At 60.2% G+C, this 26,736-nt stretch carries 23 protein-coding genes; 17 read left to right on the plus strand and 6 right to left on the minus strand.

The annotated features are described in order from the left end of the window. Positions 1 to 139: 139 nt before the first annotated feature. The gene (locus ASG57_RS39950; protein ID WP_418899834.1) at positions 140 to 463 is read left to right on the plus strand and encodes a ClpX C4-type zinc finger protein; all 324 of its coding nucleotides are present in this window, start codon (positions 140 to 142) and stop codon (positions 461 to 463) included. Positions 464 to 1,514: 1,051 nt separating this feature from the next. After that, a complete protein-coding gene (locus tag ASG57_RS11620) occupies positions 1,515 to 1,973 on the plus strand; it encodes a ferritin-like domain-containing protein (protein WP_057196289.1) in 459 nt (152 codons plus the stop codon). Between the two features lie 117 nt (positions 1,974 to 2,090). Here the strand turns inward: ASG57_RS11620 and ASG57_RS11625 are convergent, their stop codons facing one another. Next, on the minus strand, positions 2,091 to 2,552 hold the full coding sequence (locus ASG57_RS11625) for an MgtC/SapB family protein (protein WP_054164268.1): 462 nt from the start codon (positions 2,550 to 2,552) through the stop codon (positions 2,091 to 2,093). Between the two features lie 517 nt (positions 2,553 to 3,069). On the opposite strand from ASG57_RS11625, the gene ASG57_RS39955 reads away from it, so the two are divergent. The 13 genes from ASG57_RS39955 to ASG57_RS36605 all read left to right on the plus strand — a co-directional run bounded on the left by ASG57_RS39955 (position 3,070) and on the right by ASG57_RS36605 (position 20,841). Further along, positions 3,070 to 3,249, plus strand: a complete 180-nt coding sequence (locus ASG57_RS39955) for a zinc-ribbon domain-containing protein (RefSeq protein WP_373301726.1) — start codon at positions 3,070 to 3,072, stop codon at positions 3,247 to 3,249. A 203-nt stretch (positions 3,250 to 3,452) separates the two neighbouring features. Then, positions 3,453 to 4,370 carry a cation diffusion facilitator family transporter gene (locus tag ASG57_RS11630; RefSeq protein ID WP_057196290.1) on the plus strand — a complete coding sequence of 306 codons (918 nt, stop codon included), beginning with the start codon at positions 3,453 to 3,455 and terminating at the stop codon, positions 4,368 to 4,370. Positions 4,371 to 4,410: 40 nt separating this feature from the next. Next, a complete protein-coding gene (locus tag ASG57_RS39095; protein ID WP_230646655.1) occupies positions 4,411 to 4,860 on the plus strand; it encodes a hypothetical protein in 450 nt (149 codons plus the stop codon). A gap of 147 nt (positions 4,861 to 5,007) precedes the next feature. Next, positions 5,008 to 6,039 carry a ribose-phosphate pyrophosphokinase gene (locus tag ASG57_RS11640; protein ID WP_057196291.1) on the plus strand — a complete coding sequence of 344 codons (1,032 nt, stop codon included), beginning with the start codon at positions 5,008 to 5,010 and terminating at the stop codon, positions 6,037 to 6,039. A gap of 45 nt (positions 6,040 to 6,084) precedes the next feature. Next, positions 6,085 to 8,454: a phosphoketolase family protein gene (locus ASG57_RS11645; protein WP_082528922.1), complete on the plus strand. Its 2,370-nt coding sequence runs from the start codon at positions 6,085 to 6,087 to the stop codon at positions 8,452 to 8,454. A 9-nt stretch (positions 8,455 to 8,463) separates the two neighbouring features. Continuing rightward, positions 8,464 to 9,822, plus strand: coding sequence for an MBL fold metallo-hydrolase RNA specificity domain-containing protein (locus ASG57_RS11650; protein WP_057196292.1), 1,359 nt, complete (start codon positions 8,464 to 8,466; stop codon positions 9,820 to 9,822). Then, on the plus strand, positions 9,819 to 11,348 hold the full coding sequence (locus ASG57_RS11655; protein WP_057196293.1) for a thymidine phosphorylase family protein: 1,530 nt from the start codon (positions 9,819 to 9,821) through the stop codon (positions 11,346 to 11,348). Before ASG57_RS11650 ends, ASG57_RS11655 begins: the two co-directional genes overlap by 4 nt. A 1,275-nt stretch (positions 11,349 to 12,623) precedes the next feature. Further along, positions 12,624 to 13,490 (plus strand): MBL fold metallo-hydrolase, encoded by an 867-nt coding sequence (locus tag ASG57_RS11660; protein WP_054164243.1) that lies wholly within the window; start codon positions 12,624 to 12,626, stop codon positions 13,488 to 13,490. Positions 13,491 to 13,542: 52 nt separating this feature from the next. After that, entirely contained in the window at positions 13,543 to 14,478 is a 936-nt protein-coding gene (locus ASG57_RS11665) for an NAD(P)/FAD-dependent oxidoreductase (RefSeq protein ID WP_057196294.1), read from the plus strand. 691 nt (positions 14,479 to 15,169) lie between these two features. Continuing rightward, complete coding sequence (locus ASG57_RS11675; RefSeq protein ID WP_230646654.1) at positions 15,170 to 16,396, plus strand: tetratricopeptide repeat protein; 1,227 nt, start codon at positions 15,170 to 15,172, stop codon at positions 16,394 to 16,396. A gap of 144 nt (positions 16,397 to 16,540) precedes the next feature. Next, positions 16,541 to 18,157: a T6SS phospholipase effector Tle1-like catalytic domain-containing protein gene (locus ASG57_RS11680; protein WP_057196297.1), complete on the plus strand. Its 1,617-nt coding sequence runs from the start codon at positions 16,541 to 16,543 to the stop codon at positions 18,155 to 18,157. 160 nt (positions 18,158 to 18,317) lie between these two features. Continuing rightward, positions 18,318 to 20,309 (plus strand): carbohydrate porin, encoded by a 1,992-nt coding sequence (locus ASG57_RS11685; protein ID WP_057196298.1) that lies wholly within the window; start codon positions 18,318 to 18,320, stop codon positions 20,307 to 20,309. Positions 20,310 to 20,604: 295 nt separating this feature from the next. Further along, positions 20,605 to 20,841 carry a PilZ domain-containing protein gene (locus tag ASG57_RS36605; RefSeq protein WP_082364133.1) on the plus strand — a complete coding sequence of 79 codons (237 nt, stop codon included), beginning with the start codon at positions 20,605 to 20,607 and terminating at the stop codon, positions 20,839 to 20,841. Positions 20,842 to 20,985: 144 nt separating this feature from the next. On the opposite strand, the gene ASG57_RS11690 is transcribed toward ASG57_RS36605, so the two are convergent. Next, positions 20,986 to 21,396 carry a MerR family transcriptional regulator gene (locus ASG57_RS11690; protein ID WP_057196299.1) on the minus strand — a complete coding sequence of 137 codons (411 nt, stop codon included), beginning with the start codon at positions 21,394 to 21,396 and terminating at the stop codon, positions 20,986 to 20,988. A 136-nt stretch (positions 21,397 to 21,532) separates the two neighbouring features. Here ASG57_RS11690 and ASG57_RS37665 point away from each other — a divergent pair, with 136 nt between their 5' ends. Together ASG57_RS37665 and ASG57_RS11705 are read left to right on the plus strand one after the other, a co-directional pair. Next, complete coding sequence (locus ASG57_RS37665) at positions 21,533 to 21,724, plus strand: hypothetical protein (protein ID WP_057196300.1); 192 nt, start codon at positions 21,533 to 21,535, stop codon at positions 21,722 to 21,724. A 299-nt stretch (positions 21,725 to 22,023) separates the two neighbouring features. Continuing rightward, a complete protein-coding gene (locus tag ASG57_RS11705) occupies positions 22,024 to 23,337 on the plus strand; it encodes an NRAMP family divalent metal transporter (protein ID WP_057196301.1) in 1,314 nt (437 codons plus the stop codon). 123 nt (positions 23,338 to 23,460) lie between these two features. On the opposite strand, the gene trbI is transcribed toward ASG57_RS11705, so the two are convergent. Genes trbI through trbF form a run of 4 tightly spaced genes read right to left on the minus strand, consistent with a single transcriptional unit; the run spans position 23,461 to position 26,732 of the window. Then, positions 23,461 to 24,759, minus strand: coding sequence for an IncP-type conjugal transfer protein TrbI (trbI, locus tag ASG57_RS11710; RefSeq protein WP_057196302.1), 1,299 nt, complete (start codon positions 24,757 to 24,759; stop codon positions 23,461 to 23,463). 12 nt (positions 24,760 to 24,771) lie between these two features. After that, complete coding sequence (gene trbH, locus ASG57_RS11715) at positions 24,772 to 25,209, minus strand: conjugal transfer protein TrbH (protein ID WP_057196303.1); 438 nt, start codon at positions 25,207 to 25,209, stop codon at positions 24,772 to 24,774. 1 nt (position 25,210) lies between these two features. Beyond that, positions 25,211 to 26,047, minus strand: coding sequence for a P-type conjugative transfer protein TrbG (trbG, locus tag ASG57_RS11720; protein WP_082528924.1), 837 nt, complete (start codon positions 26,045 to 26,047; stop codon positions 25,211 to 25,213). Positions 26,048 to 26,069: 22 nt separating this feature from the next. Continuing rightward, complete coding sequence (trbF, locus tag ASG57_RS11725; RefSeq protein ID WP_057196304.1) at positions 26,070 to 26,732, minus strand: conjugal transfer protein TrbF; 663 nt, start codon at positions 26,730 to 26,732, stop codon at positions 26,070 to 26,072. Positions 26,733 to 26,736 lie beyond the last annotated feature (4 nt).

The raw sequence follows: 26,736 nt of genomic DNA on the forward strand, positions 1-26,736 counted from the left end.
GAGCCGCCCGGGCAATATGGGCGGATACGGGAGTCGGCGAAAGATACGAAGGCTATTCCAGCCGTGATGGAACGACTGAGCCTTGGATCTTGTCAGGACATCCCTTACAGTCAGGGATGTCCTGACAGGAGGGCTCATCGTGCGGCGCAAGCTATGCTGTTCATTCTGCGGGAAATCGGAACGCGAGGTCGCTAAGCTGGCCGCGGGGCCGGGCGGCGTCCATATTTGCGACGCTTGCGTCGAAGCGGGCCGACTTTTCATGTCCGGCACTGCTGCACTGCCGCGGGATTTTGATCCGGCGACGTGGCCGACTGATCGTTTCGTCGCGGCCCTTGGACCCCTCCACGCCACAGCAGAGGCGCATCGCGAGCATCTCGCGAAGATCGTCGACACGCTCCGCCATCGAGAGGTAAGCTCGGCAAAGATTGCAGAGCCCCTCGGCGTGTCCTGCCAAACTGCGTAGGAACGGTTCGGCGGGCAATAGTCGGCTTAGGGAGATTCCGCGAGGGGCGGCGATCAAGGCTCCGCGCGGTACTTGCCCGGATTTCCCGGCCGCCCTCAGCCTTCGGCTGAGCGAACTGTTGGGGATCCACGCATAATTGTGGTTGGAACCCAATGCGAAGATTGCCGTTTTCCTTACTGCCGTGGCTCGTTTCGTTTGTGGTCGGAGGCGGCATGAAAAAAGCTTATTTGCTGTCTCTGACGTCGGGCATAAGCCGCGATGTCAAGCGTCGTACCTTCGGAGCTGCGCAAGAGTCTTTGATTGTACGATACCTAAAGGAGGTGATGATGCGGAAACTTCTCATAATCGGGATCAGCGCGGCCTCGGCGTGCCTCTTGTATTCCAATGCGGCGAGCGCTTTGCCCGGCGCCGCTCCTAAATCTCTGGCGCCGAGTGCGTCCATCGGAGGGGACCTATTCCAACAAGTTCATTCCCGCAAACACCGCCACCGACATCGGCATTACGCATATCGTGGCTACAGGGGATACCCGATCGGCTCTTATCCGTACGCCGCGTACTCCTATCCCGTCTATGTGCCGCTCTATTATGGTCACCATTTAGGTGGCTATTACGGTCACCATTTAGGTGGGCACCTTTCCAGTGGACATAATTTCGGGGGTCATTTGCAGCACCACGGGCATCATTAGCTTTGCCGGCTCGTGCCTTGAGAAGGCGAATCGTCAGACATCGAAAGTCTGGTCGAGCTGATCACCCTCTAATCGTAGTGGCGCTGCGCGCGAACTTGGACAATCCGCAAATCCGCAGGCTCTACTTTTGGCTCGGACGGGCGTGGAAATGTAACGCTGAAAATAATAATAAGCAGGCGCAATCAGCGATTACTGCAAAAAAAGCTGCCCTGTTAGCTGTACCTCTCTCGATCAAAGCGTTTCTGGCAAACTCGCGCGATTCATGGGGTGTCTCTCGCACATCTTTGTAACCGGGCTTATTTCGAAAGGAACCCAAATAACACCGCAGCGTTGTCTATGCCGAATAACGCACATTGGGCGGGTAAATGGCAGACAACAGACCTTCGATTACACGCGAGAAGCTGGCGGCGCTGCTGAACGAAGACTTGGCTCGCGAATACCAAGCGATCATCGCGTACGTTGTCTATTCGCAAGTGCTCAAGGGTGCTGAGTATATGAGCATTGCGGATCAGCTACAAAAGCACGCCGCGGAAGAGCTTAGACACGCGCTGACGATATCTCGGCAAATTGATTATCTCGGCGCTACACCAACGACGATTCCAAAACCCATCGAAGTATCCGATAGCGCGGAGAAGATATTGCGGGCAGATCTTCAGAACGAGATCGACACAATCAAGAACTATCGCGAGCGGATCCGTCAGTGTGAAACATTGGGCGAATTCGCTATCGCCGAGCACATCCGCGAGATCTTGCTCGATGAGCAAGACCATTTGATTGATCTTGCCACCGCTCTGGGCGAAGACGCGCCAGATTTGACCAACTAGCATCGCGTGCGAGGTGCACGCACGCCGAAGGATTTAAGTGCGAGGTCTGTCCGCCGCCCAATGTGTTGATTATTTTGTCGAAATGACGATTTCTGGCGTGGACGCGCGCCTCAAATATTAGCTTTTGCCATCGTTGGGTGTTGAGGGCTGGATCATGCTTTTCAGAGGGGCAAGAGAGCGGAGAGTTGCGAAGGTCACAATGCTGAGGATCAGGGCAATATCATAGAGACCGTAGCCAACAGCTCCCCCGAGCGCCCCTGTTGCCCACAAGCTGGCCGCTGTGGCTGTGCCGGACGTATGGTCTCCGCGCTTCAGGATGGCACCTCCGCCAATGAATCCTATTCCCGTAATCAGACCTTCGAGAATCCGAGCTTGACCCATCGAGGTCTCGCCCAAGACGCGGATCGCGACGAGCACAAAACCGCATGCGGCAATCGCGACGAGCGGAAAGGTTCGTAGACCAGCGCTGCGCTCCTGACTTTCGCGCTCCCATCCAATCGGCAATGCCAAAATGTAGGCGATAGCCAAATCGACCAAGTGGGAGCCCATTTCCACCCAATTCAAGGCTGCAAATCTCATCGTCATCTCCCACTCGCCAACGGACATCCAGAACAATAGTGCTCGTGCAGGGGTTCCTGTTACTCTGTTACACGACGAAGAGATTTTCCGTGCCCAGCCTCTTCCGCCCCAGTCGATGATTGGCTACCGCTCGGCCAGAAAGTCTCCATTCGTTCAGAGCGAGCGGAATGTTACAAAATTAATGCGAGATTCTAGCTAAAAAATCCCGGGGTTTGCAATTGACTTTCAATTGCGGAGCCCGAACACATGGCGGCGGGACCGGTTCTCGGCGGTTGTCAAGATTGGACAGGCGCCTTATTTCATGTTGGCAGACTTTTACTCGTAGGAGGTTGCTGTGGGTTCGCATTTTCTCGACCGTCTGTTTGGCCGGAGGTATGGCGGCGGCCATGGAGGCGGTCATCATGGAGGCGGCCACGGAGACCGGTACGGCCGAGGGCCCGATCGTGGTGCGCCTTGGGGCAATCAGCAGAATCCGGACTGGGATCAATCGCCGCCGCCCGCGCAACAGCGGGTGCTTGTGTGTCCCAGCTGTCGCTCTGACAACGCGCCGGACAGCCGTTTTTGCGCCAATTGTGGCCAGCGCTTCGGATCGTCCGAGGCGGCGTGTTCGAAGTGCAATGCGTCAATTCCAGCCAACTCTAAATTTTGCCGCTCTTGCGGTACGGCGGTGGCCGGAGCAAATCCTGAGGGAAAGTGAATCCTGTCTTCGCGCCGACGTCCGATCGGTGAACATGTTAGGCTGACGGCTTCGTGCGTTCTCAGGAGAGCGGCGTTATGCCCCGGTTGGGATGAGAGTGATCGTAGAAAAGAATCTGCATCCGTGCCCGAGGCTGTACAAGCAAGAGCTGATGCTTGAGGCGCGCCGTCCCAACGACTGAATGCTAGGCGCAAGAGGGTTATATGGCCGCAGGGGTTTCAGCGAGCGACCCAGTATCTACCGCGACAGCAGCGGGGCGTCATAAGCGCAGGCTGTACATTGCGCTGACCCTCACCACCACTTTTATGGTTGTCGAGGTCATTGGCGGCTTGTGGACCGGCAGCCTCGCTCTCCTCGCTGACGCAGCCCACATGCTCACGGATGCTGGCGGCCTGGCATTGGCTTTGATCGCGATCCGGTTCGCCGAACGGCCGCGGACACCACAGAATACCTTTGGATATGTCCGCATGGAGGTGTTATCGGCGCTCACCAACGCCGTGGTTCTCCTCCTTCTGACTGTATATATCCTCTACGAGGCCTATCAGCGATTTCTCAGTCCGCCGGAGATCATCGGCGGTCCGATGCTGGTTGTCGCGGTCGCCGGTCTTATCGTCAACCTGATCAGCATGAAAATGCTCTCCGCCGGCTCGGCGGAGAGCCTCAACGTCAAAGGCGCCTACTTCGAGGTGCTGGCGGACATGCTCGGTTCGCTCGGCGTCATTGTGGCTGCAATCGTGGTGGTTCTGACCGGCTGGCAACTAGTCGATCCGATCATCGGCGCCGGCATCGGGCTGTTCATTGTCCCGCGCACGTGGATCCTGCTCAAGCAAGCGATCCATATTCTCATGGAGGGCACGCCGCCGGAAATCGACATAGCCTTGCTTGAAAGGAGGCTTCTCGAGATTCCGGGCGTCCTTGCCGTTCGTGATCTCCATGTCTGGACCATCACGTCCGGCGCCGATGCGATGAGCGGCCACCTTGTCGTGACTGATACCGCCTCAGCGCGGACGATACTGGCCGCAGCCCAGAAGGCGCTGAAGACTGGCTTTGGCCTGACACATGTGACGATCCAGATCGAGGACGAAGCGCTTCAGGGAGCCGAAGCGAAGCAGCCGTTTTGATTCGTCGAGAAGTTTGCCGCAGTGAACGAGTGAGGACGACGTGGGCAACGACCATTGGAATGAGCGTGTTTTCCGAAAGGGTCCTGGGTCAAATCGATACCCGGCGCCCAGGTCCGGTTACTCGAATGATACTCCGCCGCGAGCGCCGATCTCGTGGGCTGTCGTCATCTTCGGCCTCCTTGCATGGACGGTCGTTGTCTATGTTGGATATGTCGCACTCGATATCATCCTGTCGTGGCTTGCGACCAGCGGCAGCGCCGTGTTGCAAGCGGGCAAGGACGCCGGAAGTGCGATAGGCGTCGGCAAAGAGGTCGGCGTCGCGATCGACAGCCTGAAATCCAGCGGTCTGGTCGAGCAAGCCGTCGCTTTGCTCAGGATCATCCTGAAACCGGCGGCCGTGGTGATTTGGTTGCTGGGAGCGCTGTTGATCGTCCTCTTGCCAAGGATGCTTGGGCGTCTGGCTGGAGCATTCGGCAGACGCCGACATTAAGTATTATCGCTCTGGCCGCGCTCTGGATGATCCCGGTCAAATCTTGAACCATTGTCTTGTGGTAATTCCCCTGTCGGAAATGAGCGACCGGCGGCATCATTGGGGTAGCCATCACCCAGTTTCGGCAAATTCTAGAGTCGAGGAAGGATGACAGAAAAACAAGACAATCCGGGATCTGCTCCTCGACTGATCCTTTCCCTGCCGGGCAACGAAGCCTTTGGGCAGCATCTGGCAGCAGCCGGGCATTGGGAGCTCGGCCCCATAGAAACCCGGCAATTTCCGGATGGCGAGTCCTACGTCCGTATCCTGTCTGACGTTTCAGGTCAGGCGGTCGATCTGGTCTGCACCCTCGCAAGGCCCGATGATGGCTTCTTGCGCCTTATCTTCGCGGCAGATGCCGCGCGGGCGCTTGGCGCGCGAGAGGTCACTCTGATCGCGCCTTATCTCGCGTATATGCGGCAGGACCGCCGTTTTCAGTCGGGTGAGGCGGTGACGTCGAAGAGCTTCGCGCGGCTCGTCTCGTCGAGCTTCGACCGGCTGGTCACCGTCGATCCGCATCTGCACCGATATTCGACTCTTTCGGCGCTCTACACGATCCCGACGGATACGATGCATGCGGCGCCACTTCTGGCGGATTGGATTGCCGCGGAAGTCAACAATCCTCTTCTCGTCGGTCCCGACGAAGAGAGCGGGCAATGGGTATCGGCTATCGCCGCACGCATTGGCGCCCCACACGCGGTGCTGCGCAAGATCCGGCATGGCGATCGCAATGTCGACGTCGAATTGCCCGATCTGTCCAGATGGCGCGGCCGGCAGCCGGTGCTGGTCGACGACATCGCCTCGTCCGGCCGCACGCTGATCGAAGCCGCTCGCAAACTTCCGCTTCAAGGCTTTGCGCGACCCGTGGTGGTCGTTGTGCATGGCATTTTTGCCGAAGATTCTTTCCAGCGCCTTGCGCCGCTTTGCAGCCGGATCGTTTCGACAGATTCTGTTCCTCATGAGAGCAATGCCATCGGCCTTGCGCCGCTGGTTGCGAACGCGCTCGGATCGAGCGCTCCATCGTCGGCAGACCTCGTCCGGCACCGGCGTCCGCCCGAGCCTCTGGATGAGGTGGAGCGGGCCGGTCTCGATTCCTTTCCCGCGAGCGACCCGCCATCCTGGACAAGCGGGGCGCGGTGAAAGTGCCGCCTCCCGAAACCAGATCCAAAAAGGCGGTGAAGTAGCATGAGCGGCACAGATTCCGAGATGTTCAATATTTGGCGCAAGGGGCATGGACCGATTGTCCATCGCGAAGAGACGGTCGAGCGCGTACGGGCGCTGGCTGCGTCAGGCCGCATCGACCCGCAAATGCTCTATCGGCTGCTGGCGGCCGCCGACCGCCTTGCCTCCGCCGCCATGTGGACCGTGGTCCACATGACCTACGCCAAGCGCGTCGATCTCTCGGGCGCGCCTCTGCCGGCGGACGCGTTCAAGGCCACGCCGGAAGGACATACGGGCGGCTCCCTCAACATGGTTCCGGCTTTTGTCGGCTATCTGACGGCCAACGCGATTTCAGCGACGACGCGTTCCTGGCTGATGGGCCAAGGCCATTGTGTTGCCGCGATCGAGGCCGTCAACGCCCTTACCGGCGATGTCTCGCCAGCGCAGGCGGGTCGCTATGATCGTAGCGAGAAGGGATTGTCGCAGCTCGCCGTTGACTTCTACTCATACAAGATCGGCCCCGACGGCGCTCCTGCTGTGCCGCTGGGCAGCCACGCCGGACCGAATACCGCCGGCGCGATCTCAGAGGGCGGTTATCTCGGCTTCGCCGAAGTACAGTACGTGCACATGCCGCTCCCCGGCGAAAGCCTCGTGGCGTTCCTGAGCGACGGCGCCTTCGAGGAACAGCGCGGTTCGGACTGGACGCCTCGCTGGTGGCGCGCGGAAGATTCGGGCCATGTTATCCCGGTCATGGTTCTCAACGGGCGGCGTATCGAAGAGCGTGTCCAGATCGTGCAGCAGGGCGGCGCCACATGGCTCGCCGATCATCTCAAGCTCAACGGCTTTGATCCCTTCATCGTCGACGGCCGCGATCCAGCCGCCTTCGCATGGGCCATCCTGGAAGCCGAGCGCCGACTCCAGAGTTTCGCCGCGGATGCGGCGCATTCCTATCCGGCGCCTGTTCCTTATGTGATCGCCGAAACCGTCAAAGGGTTCGGCTTTCCAGGCGCGGGCACGAATGCCGCGCACAATCTGCCGCTTGGCGGCAATCCCGCACAGGACAAAGCAGCAAGGACTGCCTTCAACGATGCGGCCCGCGCGCTGTTCGTGCCGCCGGACGAGATTGAGCAAGCCGCCGCAGCGATCGCCGTCCATGGCAAGCAGGGCCGCGCGCCCGAAAGCCGGCACCCCCTCGCGCTGCGGCGACCTGCGGCCCCAGTGCTCCCCGAACCTGATTGGACCGCGGCCGGCAGTCCGCCCGACTGCGCGATGCACGCTATCGACCGCTGGTTCGTCCGCCTCATCGATGCGAACCCCGGCCTACGGCCCCGTGTCGGCAACCCCGACGAGCTGCGCTCAAACCATATGGGTGCAACCCTCGACAGGCTGCGCCACCGGGTGAACGTTTCAGAGCCCAACGTCGCCGATGCCGTGGATGGGGCGGTCATCACCGCGCTCAACGAGGAAGCGGTTGCAGGCGCAGCGCTTGCCAACAAAGGAGGCGTCAACCTGATCGTCAGCTATGAGGCTTTCGCCATGAAGATGCTGGGCGGGCTGCGTCAGGAGATCGTCTTCGCTCGTCGCCAGCGTGAGGTCGGCCAGGAGCCGGGCTGGATATCCGTCCCGCTCGTCGTCACGTCCCACACCTGGGAGAATTCCAAGAACGAGCAGTCGCATCAGGATCCGACCATTGGCGAGGCGCTGCTCGGTGAGATGTCCGACACGGCGCGCGTGCTGTTTCCCGTAGACACCAATAGCGCTATGGCCGCCCTGCGAGCCGTCTATCAAGGCCGCGGACAGGTGGCTTGCCTTATCGTGTCGAAGCGCGACATGCCGCATCGCCTCGGTGGCGAGGCTGCGCTCAAGTTCATTGCCGACGGAGCCGCTCACATCGAAGGCAAGCGCGACGGCGCCGAGTTGCAACTCGTCGCCATCGGCGCCTACCAGCTCGAGGAGGTGCTCAAGGCAGCACATCGCCTCAAGGCGCGCGGCCGCCGCGTTCTCGTAACCGCTCTCTCGGAGCCAGGCCGATTCCGAATCCCCCGCGATTCCATCGAAGCCGCCTTCACAGCCAGCGAGGAGGATATTGCAGCGCTGTTCCCGGCCGGGCTGCTGCGAGTCATCGCGTCTCACACGAGACCGGAACCAATGCTCGGCCTGTTGCGGCGGATCGACTCCGGCCCCCAAAGGACTGTCGCGCGCGGCTATATCAGCCGGGGTGGTACGTTGGACGTTGCCAGCATGCTGTTCGCCAACCGCTGCAGCTGGGCGCATCTGGTGGACGCTGCGGGCACTCTCGGCGGCTGGAAGCGTGACGAGATTCTCTCCTCGACCGAGCAAGGCGCGCTCGACGGACGCGGCGATCCGGCGGATTTGGCCGCCTTCACATTCTGAAAGTTCGCAATGTTGACTCTGACCTCTCTCGGCGGCGCCGGCACTGTCACCGGCTCCAAACATCTCCTCACCAACGGCGGCAAGCGCATCTTGATTGATTGCGGTCTATTTCAAGGCCTCAAGAACCTTCGCGAGCTGAACTGGGAACCGTTGCCGGTCGCGCCGTCGAGCATCGATGCCGTCGTCTTGACCCATGCTCATCTCGATCACTCGGGCGACTTACCCAAGCTCGTGCGTGACGGCTTTCGTGGCCGCATCTACGCGACCGCGGCGACACGCGATGTCGCAGAGCTCATCCTCAAGGACAGCGGCTACCTCAACGAGAAGGACGCTGAGTACGCCAATCGGAAAGGGTTCTCCAAACACAAGCCGGCGCTGCCGCTGTACGGCGCGCGTGATGCCGAACGCGCCATGGAATTCTTTTCGCTTGTTCCTTTCAACACGGTCACGACGCTCCCAGGTGGTGCGACCGTGAGGTTTCGCTACGCCGGCCACATCCTCGGAGCCGCCAGCGCCGAGATCGAATGGGGCGGCCGCCGCATTGCTTTTTCAGGGGACCTCGGTCGCTACGGCGATCCAATCTTTCCAGACCCAGCCGCTATCGCCGAAGCAGATTACGTCGTCGTTGAATCGACCTACGGAAATCGTACCCACGATGTGACGGATCCCACCGAAGCGCTTGGCAATGTCATCGAGCGCACCATCAAGCGCGGTGGCACAGTGGTCATCCCGGCCTTCGCGGTCGGACGGGCACAGTCGCTACTCTATCATCTGTGGCGCCTGCAAACCGCCGGCCGCCTTCCGAGCGTCCCGATCTATCTGGACAGCCCGATGGCGATCGAAGCGACTGGCCTGCTCCACGCCCACCACGACGATCACCAACTGTCTTCGAGTGAATGCGACGCGATCTGCCGCATCGCCACCTACACGCGCGATGTGGAAAGCTCCAAGGCGATTTCGACCAGCCCCTGGCCCAAGGTGGTGGTATCGGCGAGCGGGATGGCGACGGGAGGTCGCGTCCTCCATCATCTCAAAGCCTTCGCGACCGATCCCAAGCACACGATCCTGTTCTCGGGGTTCCAGGCTGCTGGAACGCGAGGACGGGCTATGCTTCAGGGCGCGCGCGACATCAGGATCCATGGCCAATGGATCCCGGTTCGGGCGGAAGTCGATGACCTGTCGATGCTGTCGGCACATGCCGATGCCGACGAGCTGATGCGCTGGCTCTCCGGCTTCCGCCGCGCTCCGTCTCGCGTCTTCATCGTCCATGGCGAGGCCGACGCCGCCGAAGCGCTGCGGGTGCGGATTGATCGCGAACTTGGGTGGGATGCCGCTGTGCCACGTCAGAACCAGATCTTCGATCTATGACGACGACAGATAGCACTGCTCGTGCCGATCAACCAAGGCACCGTGTACGCCGCCTCCGGCTGCATAGCCAGCACCAGGCGATCGTAGTCATGCGTGCCGACTGTCACGTCTGCCGGGCCGAGGGATTTGCTTCGCGCTCTCAGGTTCTCGTGGCCAATGGCAGGCGCCAGGTCCAGGCGACTCTTTTTCAGATCGAAGGCGAATCTATGTTGGCTCTCGATGAGATCGGGCTGTCGGAAACTGCCTGGGACCTTCTTGGCGTCGCGGAAGGCGACGAGGTCAGGGTCTCCCATCCACCCGCAATGGATTCGCTCGCTGATGTGCGGCGGCGTATCTATGGCAATCGTCTGGATACGACCGCCTTCTCGGAGATCGTGAGGGATGTTGTCGCCGGCCGCTACACCGACGTGCACCTCGCCGCCTTCCTGACCGCGAGCGCCGCGCTGCCGCTGGACGAAGAGGAAACGGTTAGTCTGACGAGGGCAATGGTGAATGTCGGCGACCGCCTGCGCTGGGATGCCGCGATCGTGGTCGATAAACACTGCATCGGCGGGCTTCCCGGCAACCGCACCACGCCGATTGTCGTGGCGATCGTGGCCGCGAACGGCCTAGTCATGCCCAAGACCTCCTCGCGCGCGATCACCTCGCCGGCCGGTACGGCCGATATGATGGAAACCTTGGCGCCTGTCGATCTCGACATCGCGACTCTCCGGCGCGTGGTGGAGGCGGAAGGGGGCTGCATTGCCTGGGGCGGTGCGGTCCACCTCAGCCCGGCCGACGATATCTTCGTGCGGGTGGAGCGCGAACTGGATATCGATACTGAAGGTCAGTTGATTGCGTCCGTCCTCTCGAAGAAGATCGCTGCAGGCTCGACACACGTGGTCATCGATATCCCGGTCGGCGCAACCGCGAAGGTGCGCGGTAAAGACGTCGCTGACCGCCTTGCCGAGCGCATGACCGCAGTGGCTGCGCGCTTTAACCTTGCCGCCAGATGCCTTCAAACCGATGGCTCGCAGCCCGTCGGCCGTGGCATCGGTCCGGCGCTCGAAGCCTTCGATGTGCTCTCCGTTTTGCATAACAAATCCGACGCGCCCGATGACCTGCGCCAGCGGGCTGTCACGCTGGCGGGCGCGGCGCTGGAAATTGGCGGCAAGGCCAGCCAGGGAAGCGGCGCAGCGCTGGCGCTCTCGACGCTTGCCGGCGGCGCAGCGTGGAAGAAGTTCGAAGCCATCTGTGAGGCGCAGGGCGGACTGCGCACTCCGCCGCAGGCGCGCCACGTCTATCCATTGGTTGCGCCGCGCGCAGGCCGAATCGTTCATATCGACAATCGCAAACTAGCGCGGCTTGCCAAGCTCGCTGGCGCGCCCGGCGCCAAGGCTGCCGGCGTCTTCATGGAGGTGCGGCTTGGCGACGACGTCGACCGCGGACAGCCGCTCTTTCATGTCCACGCCGAGACACCCGGCGAGCTCGCCTACGCGCTCGACTATGCGGCACGTGCTGGCGATATTATGATAGTCGGGTCTTAAAGGCTCCCTGCTGGCGGTTGAGTCGGATCGTCTGGGCTTACCTGGGACCGCGCTCAAAGCAATAACTCCGTTTCCAATTTACAGGATATTTTGCAGCATACACAGGGTTTTACGATGTGGAGGCCTGCCAACTTTTCATGTGGGGCCAAGCGACATTGCCAAAGGATTTCGACACTGCGATATGGCCTACTCACCGTCTGCTCGCTGCTCCTGGATCGCTCAACGCCACGGCCGAGGCGCACCGCGACCACCTTGCGAAATAGTCGACACCCTCCGCCATCGAAAGGTCAGTTGGGCAAAGATCACAGATAAGCTTGACGTGTTGCGTCAGACTGCAAGGGAACGGTTCGGCGGATCTTAGTTGCGCCGGAGCCGGCTTATCTTCGTTGTCTAACAGCGCTGGAATGGCAGGGCTCGACGGGCCATCTGGTGCGCTGCCGCTCACCCTCGCCCTGCCGACTTGTCCTTGCTTGTCGAAGATCATACAGAACATGATCGAACTTGTTTGCTAAGCTCTTCCCCATCAAGCCTACCGCGTGCTCGCCACACATTTGCTAGCCATGCCTGATGAGGTAGGCGACGACGCAGCCATCGTCTTCAGCATGAGACAATGGTGCCAAACCCGTTCTGCTCCGATGGCTTGAAGATTCTCTACGTGATGATGTCGTCGATGGCCGCCCACCGAAGGTGGTCAAGTTGGGCACCGTCCGTCATTGGCGATTCGCTCTTGTCCGTCATTCGCAACTTTGTACGGCGGCAATCCCGAACCCGTCTCGTCACCGGGCGGGAATCTAGTCTAGGCTGGCGAATAGCCCAGCTGCTATACAGGGGCATCGTAAGACATCGAGCCCGTGAGACGCCGGATTAATTCCTCGATCAACGCTACCTTGGCCGCTTCGCCTGGGCATCAGTGCGTCATGGTGGCATCACCGCAGCCCTGCGGGATGAAGTCGAAGCGCGCCACCGTCACGACGGTGACTGGCGACTACCCGGGCAGTGCGCATCATCCATCGCCATACGAGCGAGACCCCTCCGTGAAGCTCTACCAATCTCTTTGGTAAGCGCGAGACAAGTTTGAGGACAACTTGGTGTGGTAAATTCGTTGGATTATGTTCGAAACATTCTGCTGCGAGGACTATTAACTGGCGACAGAGATTACGTTACACGGGTCGGTCCCAAAACGCGGTGTGCATGAAATTTCCGGCGGGCGCCCTTGAGGCCAAGCTTATCGCGGTGACGCAGGTCAAGTCGTGAACCCATAACGGATAGGTGGCAATGACTATCAGTGTCCAGACCTTTTACGATCAGCGCAGTGGCACCGCAACGCATGTTGTCACATGCGCTGCGTCCGGTTCTTGTGTTGTCATCGATCCAGTGTTCGATCTAGATCCAAAGTCGGGACGTACCAGCCGCGCTCCCGTTGACCGTATCGTGGATTTCATAAGGGCCGAGAAGTTGTCACTGGAATGGCTTCTGGAGACCCATGTTCATCACGATCACATCTCCGGCGCCCTGGCCTTGCGTGAAACGCTCGGCGGCCGACTGGCAATCGGCAAGCGCGTTGTGGAGGTCGCCGAAGTTATTCGCCAAGTCTATGCCCTGCCGCAAACGCATGCACGTCCGTTCGACCGTCTGTTGGATGAAGGCGACAGCCTGGGGTTTGGCGAAGAGACGATCGAGGTTTGGGCGACGCCGGGGCACACGATCGACCATTTGAGCTATCGCATCGCCGACACGATTTTTCTGGGCGACACGCTCTTCATGCCCGATAGCGGAACGGCGCGCTGCGACTTCCATCGCGGCGACGCCCGCATGCTCCATTCTTCGATCCGTCGTATCCTCGATCAGCCCGAAGAGACACGCTTGTTCGTTTGCCATGATTACGGCGCGGAGGGCAGCCGCCCGCCCGCCTGGGCAACCACAGTGGGCGCGCAGCGGGCCGAAAATATTCATGTCGGCAAGGGGCGGACCGAAGCGGAGTTCATCGCTCTGCGGCAGGAGCGCGATGCCGGGCTCGAAATGCCAGCGCTCCTGCTCGCATCCTTGCCGCTCAACATCGCGGCTGGGCGCTTCCCGGAGCCCGCAAGTAACGGGCGGGTCATTCTGCCGATGCCGCTTGATGTTCCGGTCAGTGCTCTCTAGCCGCCACCGCCCGAGCGTGGCTTCCACCGCCCCAAATACACGGGACACCGTGATGGATGAAATCCTGTCAACTGGCCGTCCGCTCGATTGCCTCGTTGTTGGAGGGGGCCCTGCGGGCCTGACTGCTGCGATCTATCTGGCGCGGTACCGGCGACGCGTCACCGTAGTGGACGACGGCGACAGCCGCGCACTCTGGATACCCCGTTCACACAACCATGCCGGCTTTCCCGACGGAATTAGCGGCAAGGAGCTGTTGAGTCGTATGCGCGCTCAGGCGGAGCTCTACGGTGCCGGATTGCTGCGGGGCCGTATCGAGACGATCGAGGAGCGGGACGGCAGCTTTCTGGCGTGTGGTAACAACATCGCGCTCGAAGCGCGAACCATTCTTTTGGCAACCGGCACCAACAACCGGCGCCCGGACCTCGATCCCGCTATGCATCGGTCTGCGCTGGAGCGCGGTCTGCTGCGCTATTGTCCGGTCTGCGACGGCTTCGAGGCCGGGGACAAGGCTATCGGTGTTATCGGCGCCGATGCGAGGGGCGTCGCTGAAGCCTTGTTCCTGCGAACATATTCCGAAGACATTACCATACTCTCGGCGGGTGCAGTCGATATCAGCTCCGACGACCGCGCCCTTCTCGAACGCCACGGTATCCGCGTGGAAGAACGACCGCCCTTGCGCCTCGATTGCACCGGTAGTCGCGCGATAGTTCACTTTCGCGACGGCTCGCAGCTCAGCTTCGACACCATCTATCCGGCGCTTGGTTCCGAAGCGAACGACCATCTTGCCCAGGCGCTCTGTCTCGACATGGCGGATGGGTGCTGTATCGCGGTCGATCAAAAGCAACGCACTAGCCGAGGCGGCATCTACGCCGCAGGCGACATCGTCTTCGCGCTCGATCAGATCAGCGTCGCGATGGGCCACGCGGCAATCGCCGCCACGACGCTGCACAACGATCTGCGCAATCTAGACGGCTTAACGCGCCAGTAGTAAATCGGGCTGTGAAGTCGAGAATGGCAGCAGAGACAAAACCTTCGAAGCGCTTGAGCTGCCTGTCCAGAGCCGCAGTGCATCGCACCTCATCTCTTTGTCGTATTCAATCTGGACTGATGGCGGTTCTCGTGCGTTTCATGACGGAAGTGAAACAGCCGCGCTGTGTGGGTCTTCCATCAGCGCAAAGCAGGGCATTGGGACTGTGCCGATACGGAGGACATTAACTCGCTGGCAAAGTCAGTTGTAAATGTGTCGGACCGCGCGACGGTGCAGGCAGTTTGGCCAGGCTTGCGCTGTTGTGTGGGCAATGGATGAGGTGATATTGTGCACCGGTGATGGTCACATTCTCCCGTCACCGGGGGTGGGCGATCAAAGGAGTGATACAGCGTGAAATGGCGGTTCACGAGCGTGCTGTGCAAAGGCAACGCCCGATCGCCCTTAAAAAGGTAGCGTTCCTTGATACCGAGGCCGAAGATGAGCGCAACATCAGAGAATTGCCCAGCGGGGCTCTGATCGCATCTTCCCAGCAGGTCGACTGCGACCATGGGGTGCCAGCATGTCCTTAACGTGAGCATTTGGCGCCTAAGTGTGCTAATATTTGGACATCTCGCTATATTTAGGGGCAGTCGCTTTTATGCTCAGGGCGCTTTCCAAACAATCGGCCCCACCGTTGGTGTTCGGACTTTTCGTGACGCTCATTACTTTGTCTGTAATACCTTTGGCGAAGGCAGACGCACTCGATTTGGCACAGGCTGGTTTTGCGGCGAAGCAGCGTCGCGATTGCGTGCAAGCCATTCAGCTTTTTAGCGAGGCAATTCGTCAGGGTAATTTCGATAGTGAGCGCCGCGGCTTCCTCGTCTACAGCCGAGGTGTATGTTACGAGGGCATGGGAATTCGCGACAAAGCGTTATCCGATTTCGACACTGCAATAGCGCTTTTGCCGAACTTTCCCAATTCCTACATCTACCGGGGCCTGATTTGGACATTCGAGCGCGAATACGATCGCGCCATCGACGACTTTCTTAGCGCGCGCCGACTAAGTCCCAGGGATCCGATGATTTTCAACAACCTTGCGGGCGCTTACGAAAGAAAAGGCGATCTGGATCGAGCGATCGAAAACTATGATGAGGCTGTTCGCCTTCAGCCGAGTTATGCAGAAGCTTATTACAACCGCGCTGCCGCCTTTCTGACGAAAGGCGATCTACAAAGAGCACTTTCCGATTACGACCAGGCAATCTCACTGCAGCCGACGTTTGCGGATGCAATCGGCAACAGAGGCGCGGTGCATCTGATGCTGGGAAACTTTGAGAAGGCGATCGCAGATTTCGGCGCGGCGATCCGCCTGAGGCCGGGGGACGCGAGCTTTTGGGCAAATCGGGCCAATGCAAATTTGACAGTAAGAAATCTTACTGCGGCGCTCGCCGATTTCGATCAGGCGCTCCAACTTGCTCCCGGAGACCCAGCCTATTATCTCGGTCGAGGACGCGCCCGATTGTTTGCCGGGGATAATACGGCGAGTGTCGAGGATTTCAAAACCGCGGTGCGTCTGCGGCCGTCCAATCCATATGCGATGATCTGGCTCCACATCGCTCGCGTGCACGGTGGAGAAAATGACCGCGCCGAGCTGACCGAGAACGCTGCAAAAGTCAGGCGAGACATGTGGCCGGCGCCGATGCTCGAGTATTATCTGGATGCGGTCGATTCGGGGCAAGTTCAGGCGGCATCCCGTATCGGGTCTGGCCAGGATCAAGCCAAGCGCGCGTGCGAAGCTGAGTTCTTCTTGAGCGAGTCCATTGTTCATGCCGGACAAGTCGATCAAGCGCGCGAACGTCTCAAAAGCGTAGTGGCAGGGTGCAAACTGTATGACGTCGTTTACAGCGCAGCATTGGCCGAGCTTAATTTACTTTCTAAATGATGGGCGACTCAGCTGTGCTCCAATCATTGACAGGGCGCGCAGAGCAGACGCGCGCCGACAATTTTGCGCATAATTGATTAGGCCCCTTAGCCTTGATCGGCAGGCTCCAAGCGTGAATGCGAAAGTCGGTTCCGGGACAAGGGCATGAGCAAAAACATCGTCATTTATTCTGATGGTACTGGGCAGGACGGTGGCGCCCGTCCGGAGCAACGCATCAGCAACATCTACAAGATGTACAGGGTCTCACGTAACCACGCGGATACGGCTGTCGACTCGGCCAAGCAGGTCGTCTTCTATGATGCCGGCTTGGGAACCGATATCGGTGCCACCGCTTTCATCGCTCCCTTGCGATTTGTCCAGAAGATGCTGGGATCTGTTGCTGGCGATGGGATCAAACGCAATATCGCTGATTGCTACGAATTCATCCTCAACCACTATGAGGACGGCGACCGGATATTTCTGTTTGGCTTCAGCCGTGGAGCCTACACGGTCCGCAGCGTCGCCAACTTGCTGATGCTGTGCGGCGTCCCGACGACGACGCCCGCAGGTCCTCTGCTACGCTTTCGGAAGGTTGTGAGGGACGTCGCCTGGGAAGCGGTCGATACGGTCCTCGAACACGGCGCAGGCCACCCGCGCGAGCAGTTTGAGGCGGAGAGACTGGAACTGGCGCGGCGATTTCAACTCAAATACGGGTCTGGCGATGGAGCAAACTCGAATGCCGCCGCCTATTTCATCGGGGTGTTCGACACCGTCGCAGCACTTGGAGCAAGCGGCCCCAGGCGTCGCATGATCCAACTGGGCTTGACCCTCGGCGTTGCGGTTGCTGCGTTTATAGCTTCCCTTGTCCCTGCCGCGGTTGTCGGTGTAGTAGCAGCCATTGTCTCGGGAGCAGGCCTGCTTTGGGGATTTATCGTCCCGGCGTGGTTCGTCACCCATCTGGCGATGTTGGGTGCCGTCCTATGGTTCTTGAATAAGCAGCGCACGACTAATCGTAAGACGATTTACGATTTCCCAAACAAGGGAGACCCGCCTCGTTCGCACATTGCGGAATGGACGGGAAAGAACTTCGACCGCCTCCTCAGCAAGCACGTTCGGTTTGCGCGATCGGCGAATGCGATCGATGAAGCGCGTAAGGACTTCGCCCGGGTCGGCTGGGGCGGCACCGAACCGGGGGCGCACCCTGCCACGCCTGGTTTTGATCGCATTATCCAGCTTTGGTTTGCGGGCAACCACTCCGACATCGGCGGGTCTTATCCGGAACCGGAATCGCGGCTGTCGGATATCGCGCTCTCCTGGATGTGCGAACAAGCGATTTCCGTCCCCGACGGCCTCATCACCGGCCCGATCTACGTCGACGGCGTCAAAATGCCGAACACCGGGGATTCTGGCCCCGCGCTAAACCTGTTTCCTCGGGCCGACGGTGTGCAGCATTGCGAGATTGCCAGCATGCGCGACACCCTGGATAGTTACGCTGCCAGCTTGCCAAAATGGCCGTGGCTGCAGACTCTCGTCGGCGCCAAGAACTGGGACTTTGAAATCCGGGAGATCAATCCCAAAGCACCGGTGCACGCGACTGTCCGGGCGCGGTTTGACTTGCCGGAGGTTAGGCAGTGTGCGGGCGTTGGCGCGTACCGCCCGGACGCGCTGAAAAATCATGAAAGCTTTAAGCAGTATTACCAGCCGCTGACGAGCGCGGAATCCCCGGCTCATCTGCACCGAAGTCCTGCCGCATCTCTCGATCGCTCCGACTCGAAGGCCTGATGTTCGCGGGACGCTCTCGAATGCGTTTTTCCGACGCGAAATCCATTGGTCGGAGTTTTCACACCCTTCGTGACGCTGACGTGACACCTGCAAAAACTTAGCTGTTGCCAACACCCAAATGTCGTGCCGAATACCGGTCAAATGGGCGGGCGTAGGTGCGATGAGAAAGGCTTTTCTGGCGATGGTCCTGGCGGCAAGCTCGGCCGTCGAGGGGCAGTCGGCTGACCTTGGCAAGGTCAGCGCAAATACTCCTGTCGATTGGACCGGGCCTTTCGTTGGCAGTCATTTCGCCTACGCGAGCGGACATTCAAACTTTTCCTTGGTCGGGCCCGGGATGCCGCCATCCTCGGGCGCGATCGACTTGACCAATCCAATCGATGCTTTCAAGGGGACGGGATCGTATGCGTTAGGGTTGGGTGGCGGATACAACTACATGCTGCCTTCGCGCATGGTCGTCGGCCTTGAGGCCGACATTTCCTTTCCAAATACGGTTTCCGGAATTGCCACAACGACGGGCGTTCAGGGTTCGCAAACGCTTACGCAAACCGTGCTGACATCTGGAACGCTGCGGGCACGTGTGGGATATGCGCCGGGCTCCTGGCTGTTCTATGCGACGGGCGGCCTCGCATGGAGCTATGATGAGGCGCAGCTCGGGCCGGTCGATGCTCCAGAAGACACAACCAAGACCACGCGACTTGGAACGGTGTGGGGCGTGGGCGCCGAACTCGCGCTATCGAACAACTGGTCCGCCCGGTTTGAATATCTCTCCACAAACTTCGGAGGGAAAGAGATTGGGTTCGGTGGAACCGCGCAGCGCCTGTCATCGGACCTCGCGGTTCAGACCGCCCGCCTCGGCGTCAATTACCGCTTTGGCAAGGAGGGACAGCGGGGTCTACAGGATGGCTTGACACCGTTCGAAACTGATCGGTTCGCTCTGCACGGACAGACTACCTACCTCCAACAATACGCAGCACCGTTTCGGTCGCCCTATATCGGCACAAACAGTCTCATCCCCAACCAGACCCGACAGACTTGGGATGTGACGCTGTATGCTGGATTTCGCCCCTGGTCAGGCGGAGAGGTCTGGATCAACCCCGAGATCGATCAGGGGTTTGGCTTGAGTTCGACCGTCGGTGTGGCCGGCTTTCCAAGTGGCGAGGCCTACAAGGTCGGAGCGGCGGTTCCCTACGCGCGCATCCCGCGCGCGTTCTTCCGTCAGACCTTCGATCTGGGAGGAGAGACGAAAAAGATCGACGCCGACATCAACCAGTTCGCGGGGAGCCAGACGTCGGATCGACTGATCCTGACCCTTGGGAAATTTGCGGTCACCGACGTGTTCGACACCAACAAATATGCTCATGATCCGCGCAAGGATTTCATGAATTGGTCGGTCGTTGACACCGGCACCTTCGATTACGCCGCCGACGCCTGGGGCTTCACCTATGGCGCCGCAGTTGAATGGTACAAAGGTGACTGGACATTCCGCGGCGGGATTTTCGATCTCTCCCGCGTCCCCAACAGCACCGAATTGGATCCCAGCTTCTCTCAGTTTCAATGGGTCGGCGAGATCGAACATCGGCATGAGATCTGGGGCAAGAAGGGGAAGGTTGCGGTCACGGCGTTTTTGTCGCGTGGCCGCATGGGGCGCTTGGACGAGGCCGTAACGCTGGCGCGGGCAACGGGAATGCCCGCTGATGTCGCTCTGGTCAGGCGATACCAAAGCCGAGCTGGCATCGGTGTGAACCTGGAACAGGAAATCACGGCTGACCTTGGTGTGTTCGCTCGCGCGGGCCTCGCTGATGGGTCAAAGGAAGCTTACGAATTCTCCGATATTGACTCGACGTTCGCTGCCGGGCTTTCGCTGACCGGTTCCTCCTGGAACAGGCCGAACGATACGTTCGGGCTGGCCGGCGTCGTCAACGGCATCTCGAGTGCCCGCCAGGCATATCTTGACGCCGGCGGTCTCGGTATTCTTGTCGGCGACGGGCGCCTGCCGAACGCCGGTCTGGAAAAGATTATAGAGACCTATTACAGCCTCCCAATCTGGTCGTGGCGTGCGACTTTGAACTATCAGCTTGTTACGAACCCTGCCTACAACCGCGATCGCGGCCCGGCTTCGATCTTTGGCATTCGGATGCGCACGCAGTTCTGACGCGTGCTTTGGGGCGGGCGCATCGCCGGGTCACGCTTGCTCGCCGCGGAATTGAAGGCGCGTCGATTCCAAGCTGCTCCGGTTAGCTTTCACTCCGTCAGTCGACATCACTTTAGGTAAGGTCAGATCGGGCACTTTTATCTTAACGACCCTGCAAGGACCGCAGAGCTGTTGGAAATCCGAAACCGCTTCTTGACCGACCACGTCGCGAGCCAAAAATTTTGTGGTAGATGGTAACGGGCGCTACGCGCGGGACGGACACATTCAGCAACAAACCCAACCGAAGAGCGGCCAGATGGAACGACGTAAAAATCCGCGGCGGCGTGTCCTGAAGAAAGGATCAATTCAATTTGGGGCATCAGCCATTGATTGCCTCGTACGCAATGTCAGTTCGGTTGGCGCGATGCTTGACGTCGAAAGTCCCGTTGGCATTCCGGTAGAGTTTGTGCTTGTCGTGCCAGTGGATGACATGCGCATGCGGTGCCGCATCATCTGGGCGAAGCAGAATCGATTGGGTGTTGAATTTCAATAGCCGGCAATCCGCTCACTTTGCCATCTCAACCGGTGCATGCTTTTGCCACGGCGAAAAGGATTGCGAGATCGCTTGACGCGCGTGCAAGCCCGTCAGCTATCACACCCGTCCGGGTAATAGAGGTTATTTTTCCGAACGCCGCGGTCACTGATTTCCAAACCGTGAAAGGACTTCAATAACACGGCATTCCCTGATCCTGCCATGATCGCTACTTTCGACCATTGCGCGTAGTTCCTTTCGCAGCGCCGTCAATCGTGCTATCTTGTGCTCGACATCAGCAAGATGAGCACGCGCAATCTGATCGGCCTCTTCGCAAGGCTCCTCCGGTAAACCCGCAAGGGCCAGAAGCTGCCGGATTGAATCCAGATCGAACCCGAGTTCCTTGGCGTGGCGAATGAACTTGAGGCGCCGGACGTCCGCTTCTTTGTAGACTCGTCGGTTTTGTTCAGTTCGCGGTGGGGTGGGGACGAGGCCGATCTCCTCATAGTACCTGATCGTCGGCACGTTCATCCGCACCATCTCCGCAACCCTGCCGATGGACAGCTCGTCCTTCATCAGATTCAGCCTTGCTCCTCAAGTGACTTGAGGATGTAAGCTCCTTTCTCGGTGACAAGCAAGGACCGAAAGGCCTCGATGGCCGAACGAGGTATTGCACGAAAGGTGCGTGCTTTTGGTTCAAGGGAGTAGCCACATGCCCCAGGAAAAACCCGGTCAGCATCACGATCATCCGGGCCACAAACCGGGCGACGTCGATCAGCACGGCCATCGCGATAAGGCAGGCCAGAAGGAAGTCCCTGGCCAGCATCACGACCATCCGGGCCACAAGCCGGGTGACGTCGATCAGCATGGCCATCGCGACAAGGGCGGATCGGACAAGCGATAGCCCTTTTCAACCCCACCGTGGAGGGCGGACTCGCCCTCCACGGTTTTCTCGGCGCGCCCGACATCAACTGATGAGTTCCAGAAGATCGAGAACTGCATTTCTGGTCGGCGGCCTAATCGCTGTCCCACTGGCCGCGACGAACTTGGTCCTCGTGCTCAAGCGAATTTTCCCGGACAGCATCGCTGTGAATTTCATAGGCCCGGTGCTTTGCGTGCTCGGGGTTTTGCTATTGGTTATGTACCTGAGGCGCGAGCGATGAGCGGCGCTGCGAAAGTATCACCGACGGTCAGGAATACCGCTTGAGCGAAGCGCCGGAGACTTTAGACCCTGAAACAGAGCACCAGAGTCCGGTTGTCGGGACTAGCAAACCACGCCTGCTGAAAGTTCTTGGGCCTGGCCTCATTACAGGAGCTTCGGACGACGACCCCAGCGGCATCGCGACCTATAGCCAAGCGGGCGCTCAGTTCGGTTACGGTTTATCTTGGACGCTTCTTTTGACGTTCCCCCTGATGACCGCTGTTCAGATGATTAGCGCCAGGATGGGCAGAACTACCGGCCGCGGTATCGCAGGGCTCCTCCGTCAACACTACCCGAGTTACGTCCTTCTGAGCATCGTCATTCCGCTGCTGATCGCAAATTCCATCAATATCGGCGCGGATCTTGGCGCCATGGCGGATGCCACGCGCCTGATCATTGGTGGGCCCCAAATTGTATACGTTCTTCTGTTCGCTGTGATCTCCACCGCGCTGCAAATCTTCATGCAATACACGCGCTACGTCGCCGTTTTGAAGTGGCTGGCTTTGATCCTGCTGGTCTACGTCGCGACGATGTTCATGGTCCAAGTGTCCTGGGGCGAAGCGCTATACCGGCTTGTGGTACCGGACATTACGTGGAGCGAAGAGTATCTGACCACGCTGGTTGCGGTCTTCGGAACCACCATCAGCCCGTACCTGTTCTTCTGGCAGGCTTCTCAGGAAGCGGAAGACGTCCGCGAGCTGCCGAAGCGACGGCCGCTCACGCGCGCACCACAGCAAGCACCGGCGGCGCTTGCTAGGATCGAGCTTGATACGATCGCCGGCATGGGCATCTCCAACTTCATTGCCCTCGCGATCATGATCACGACCGCAGCAACGCTGAACGTCGCAGGTGTCAAGGATGTCGAGACGTCGGCGCAGGCTGCCGAGGCGCTCCGCCCGATCGCCGGCCCCCTGGCCGAATTGGTCTTTGCTCTCGGTGTGATTGGGACGGGTTTGCTCGCGATACCGGTGCTGGCTGGCTCGGCGGCCTATGCGGTTGGCGAAGCGCGAAAGTGGCCAGTCGGTCTGGCGCGTCAGCCCCTTGAAGCCAAAGCGTTCTACATAACGATCACTGTTGCGACGCTGGTTGGCATGACACTTAATTTCACGCCGATCAATCCGATCAAGGCACTGTACTGGACCGCGGTGATCAACGGCGTGGTAGCGGTCCCGGTAATGGTCATGATGATGCTGATGTCAGCTCAGACGAAAATCATGGGTGAATTCACAGTGAGGGGGCGACTTAAAGCGCTGGGCTGGTGCGCGACGGCCATCATGGCGGCGGCTGTGGCGGCGATGGCGGCAACCTCGTTCTAAGTAGTTGCTCGCCGTCCACCGAGCGGCGATGTCATAGCGAAGGGCCGTACCGAGCACCGGAGCCAGAATCGCCGGCCGTTTCGCATGTACTGCAGCATAACAGTTAAGAGATTTGCATCATGTCTATCGGCGATAGTCCCCCGGAAACACCATGTCCTGGTCGACAAGGACATTGAACTTGTATCCAGGGCGGATTTCCAAAGTCGGCTGTACGTCCATGTTGCGCGAGATCGTGCGCTCGGCCATGCGTCCGAAAGTTTCTGCAAACGATCGCCGGGCCGCATATTCGGCGGTGTTCTGCATTCCGAACGAATTACGATCGCGCGGGATCGCCATCTCCGTGCCGGCGCCGATCAAGGCGATCAGGATCGCAGAGCCGAAGGTCTGCAGCAGTTTGCGGTCGACCTTGTCGCTGAAGCCGCCATAGCCCTGCGCATCCGTGCCGGCCATGCCGCTGATCTGCAAGGTCGAGCCGTTCGGCAGGATGATGTCGGTCCACACGACGAGCACGCGCGACTGGCCGAAGGAGACCTTGCTGTCGTAGCGCCCGAGCAGTCGCGTCCCCTGTGGGATGAGCAGGCGATGGCCGGTCGCGCTATCGTACACGTTTTGAGACACCTGCGCTGTGATGCGCCCGGGAAGGTCGGCATTGATGCCGGTGATAAGAGTCGCCGGAATGACCGAGCCGCGCTTGAGTTCGAACGGCGATCGTTGCGGCACCACGGAGTTGGGCAGATAGCCGAGCTTGGTGAGGTCGCTGTTGAAGAAGCTCTCTTTCGATGTCTGCCCGTTCGGGTCGATGGGCTGCCCGGTCAAACCGGCGCGGAGCGCGGCCGCGTAAAGATCGGCCGCGCCCCCATTGCCAAGCAGGCTCGCGGCTCCCGGCCGTTGTTGCTGTTGTTGTGCCCCGGCGGGCGTCGCGGTCTGCAACTTGGCGAGGTTCACGCCAAGCGGTGAATCATAAGCGGTACTGTGCGCCTGAATGCGCGCCATGCGCTGTCGGTGTTGCTCGCGCAGATACTGCTCACGCTGCTCGCGCTCGATGCGGGCGCGCCAGGCCTCCTCGGATTCGACCGCCGGCCCCTCGCGCACCGGCTGCGGAGCGGGGGTGAACGGGTTCGCCGCCGGTCGCTCGGGCGCCGGCGGAGGCGCGGGCTGGAAGACTTGCGCCGGCGTCGGGTCCTCGATGATGCCGTCTGGCACATTGCGCTTCATCGCATCGGCGTAGGTCGAGGCGGGACTCGATGGCGAACCGTCGGAACCGCGATCGCCGCGGAAATACAATCCGCGCGTCGTGAGCCCATAGAGGATCACGCCAAAGAACAACACGACAAACACGATCGCAGCGATGACCGGCAGGCGGTTAAGACGACGGATCTTCGGCGCGGGTCCGCCGGCATTGAGATCAAGCGACTGCGCCATCACCGTCCTCCGCTAACCGCGTTGCATTACCGACACGGGACTCGTCGGCTTCGCGCCCGAGGCCGTCACCGTATAGGCGCGGCCGAGATCGAGTTGCTGCGTCGACAGTCGCGCGAGGATCGTGCCATCGAGATTGTCGACGACATACGCAAGAGCGATCGCCTTCCGATCGGTTCGCTGATCGGTCGCGACCGCGTAGCCCCACCCGCGCAGCGCCGCCTCGAGCGCTTGGCCAAACGGCGAGCCGTCGGATTTCAGGATGATGGTCCCGGTCGCCGGGCCGACATGCTCGGCGAGGCGGCTGACCATATCGCCGGCAATCGCGCTTGCAGCCGCCGGCGACAGCTCGACACGCGACGAGCTGGCGACAAGGCCTGGTCGGCCGAGCGTGCTGCACGCTCCGAGCAGCAGCGCGAACAGACCAACGGGGAAGACTCGACGCGTGATCATGTCATCCTCCCCGCCGGATCGTAATTTTCTCCTGAGTCCACCATCCGACGCCGGAGACGAGCACCGCTTCATCGATATGAAAGTCGACGATCATCATCGAGCCTTTCATGCGATAGTTGACGATGCGGTTCTCGCCGCCCGAGATCGCGAAGAGCACGGGCGCGTCCGCGCCGGCAAGCGATGACGGAAACTGGATGTAGGTCTTCTGCCCGTCAGAGTAGACGCGCGTCGGCCGCCAGCTCGCATTGCCGCTCACGTAGTAGGCGAAGTTGAGTTGCTCGGCCGGGACGTCGGCGCCGGGGATCGTGCTCGCCTCGAGGCGCGCGTTGATGTCCGCCATCCGCGCACCAACGCCCTCAGGATATTCGAAAGCGACCCGCGCCATGTATTGCGTCGCGTGCGATTTGAGCTGGAGGTGATAAGTGCGCCGCGACGTGGTGACGACCATCGAGGTCACGAGGCCGGGTTCTGACGGCTTGACGATCAGGTGAATCGCCTGCCCGCCCGGTGCGCCCGACGTCGCCGGCTCGACCTTCCACCTCACGGTGTCACCGACGAGGACGTCCCGCACAACCTCTCCCGGCTGAAGCTCGATATCGCACACCTGCAATGGCGAACACACGATGGACGGCTGGATCTCGCCATAGAGAAAGATCACTTTGCCGTCCGGCCCGTGCGTCACCAGGCCTGGCGCGGCCCGCCAGCGTCCCGACAGATGCGTGCCCTTCGCCTCATTCCGGTTCAGCCGCTGCGCGACGGCATGATCGATCATGACAGTTGTAAATGCAGCCGCAAACGCGATGGCGATGAGGGGCAGTCCGGATCGGCTCGATGTCATGACTGTTTACTCCGCAGCCTTTTCACAATTGCGCCGTCCAGTCGAAGTCGCGCAGGTAAAGACCAATGGGATTGAGACGGATGGTCTGCTCGTCCTGGGGCGGCGTCAGCACCACGGTCGCGACACCGCGAAAGCGGCGCGTCGAGAGCTCCTTGCCGCGACGATCGCGCTCGATCTCGGCCCAGTCGATCTGGTAGCTCTGGTTTGAGAGCGCGACGACGTTGCTGACCTCGATGGAGACGGTCGCCGTCCGCGCCTTGTTGAAGGGCGAGTTCGCACGAAACCAGGCGTTGACCTTCTCGGTCGCAGGATCTGCGGTGCGCAGCAGCGCATAAGTCCGGTCGATATATTGCTTCTGGACCGCGGTGTCGGGTGAGACCGACCTGAAATTGCTGACGAAGCCCGCCAGCGTCGCCCGCACGACGCGCGCGTCGGCATATTCGATCTGCTGCGGAAAGCCCGCGGTGACAGCGCTGCCGAGCTTGTCCACTTCTATGATGTACGGGACGAGCTTGACCTGCGTGCTCTGATAGAGCGCGTAAGACGTCGCGATCACCGCCAACGCCATCCCGGTGATGCCGACGATGCGCCAAGCGGCCGCGGCCTTCACATAGGAGCCGTAGCGCTCATTCCATTCCTGCCGTGCCGCGAGATATGGATTCTCCGGTGTCGTCTGCCTCGCCATCCCC

The sequence above is a fragment of the Bradyrhizobium sp. Leaf396 genome (assembly GCF_001424605.1).
GTDB lineage: Bacteria > Pseudomonadota > Alphaproteobacteria > Rhizobiales > Xanthobacteraceae > Bradyrhizobium > Bradyrhizobium japonicum_C.

Excerpts from the sequence above, each read along its gene's own strand:
- ASG57_RS11620 (WP_057196289.1), top strand. The coding sequence starts at position 1,515 with ATGGCAGACAACAGACCTTCGATTACACGCGAGAAGCTGGCGGCGCTG.
- ASG57_RS11625 (WP_054164268.1), bottom strand. The coding sequence starts at position 2,552 with ATGAGATTTGCAGCCTTGAATTGGGTGGAAATGGGCTCCCACTTGGTC.
- ASG57_RS11630 (WP_057196290.1), top strand. The coding sequence starts at position 3,453 with ATGGCCGCAGGGGTTTCAGCGAGCGACCCAGTATCTACCGCGACAGCA.
- ASG57_RS11640 (WP_057196291.1), top strand. The coding sequence starts at position 5,008 with ATGACAGAAAAACAAGACAATCCGGGATCTGCTCCTCGACTGATCCTT.
- ASG57_RS11645 (WP_082528922.1), top strand. The coding sequence starts at position 6,085 with ATGAGCGGCACAGATTCCGAGATGTTCAATATTTGGCGCAAGGGGCAT.
- ASG57_RS11650 (WP_057196292.1), top strand. The coding sequence starts at position 8,464 with ATGTTGACTCTGACCTCTCTCGGCGGCGCCGGCACTGTCACCGGCTCC.
- ASG57_RS11655 (WP_057196293.1), top strand. The coding sequence starts at position 9,819 with ATGACGACGACAGATAGCACTGCTCGTGCCGATCAACCAAGGCACCGT.
- ASG57_RS11660 (WP_054164243.1), top strand. The coding sequence starts at position 12,624 with ATGACTATCAGTGTCCAGACCTTTTACGATCAGCGCAGTGGCACCGCA.
- ASG57_RS11665 (WP_057196294.1), top strand. The coding sequence starts at position 13,543 with ATGGATGAAATCCTGTCAACTGGCCGTCCGCTCGATTGCCTCGTTGTT.
- ASG57_RS11680 (WP_057196297.1), top strand. The coding sequence starts at position 16,541 with ATGAGCAAAAACATCGTCATTTATTCTGATGGTACTGGGCAGGACGGT.
- ASG57_RS11685 (WP_057196298.1), top strand. The coding sequence starts at position 18,318 with ATGAGAAAGGCTTTTCTGGCGATGGTCCTGGCGGCAAGCTCGGCCGTC.
- ASG57_RS36605 (WP_082364133.1), top strand. The coding sequence starts at position 20,605 with ATGGAACGACGTAAAAATCCGCGGCGGCGTGTCCTGAAGAAAGGATCA.
- ASG57_RS11690 (WP_057196299.1), bottom strand. The coding sequence starts at position 21,396 with ATGAAGGACGAGCTGTCCATCGGCAGGGTTGCGGAGATGGTGCGGATG.
- ASG57_RS37665 (WP_057196300.1), top strand. The coding sequence starts at position 21,533 with ATGCCCCAGGAAAAACCCGGTCAGCATCACGATCATCCGGGCCACAAA.
- trbI (WP_057196302.1), bottom strand. The coding sequence starts at position 24,759 with ATGGCGCAGTCGCTTGATCTCAATGCCGGCGGACCCGCGCCGAAGATC.
- trbH (WP_057196303.1), bottom strand. The coding sequence starts at position 25,209 with ATGATCACGCGTCGAGTCTTCCCCGTTGGTCTGTTCGCGCTGCTGCTC.
- trbG (WP_082528924.1), bottom strand. The coding sequence starts at position 26,047 with ATGACATCGAGCCGATCCGGACTGCCCCTCATCGCCATCGCGTTTGCG.
- trbF (WP_057196304.1), bottom strand. The coding sequence starts at position 26,732 with ATGGCGAGGCAGACGACACCGGAGAATCCATATCTCGCGGCACGGCAG.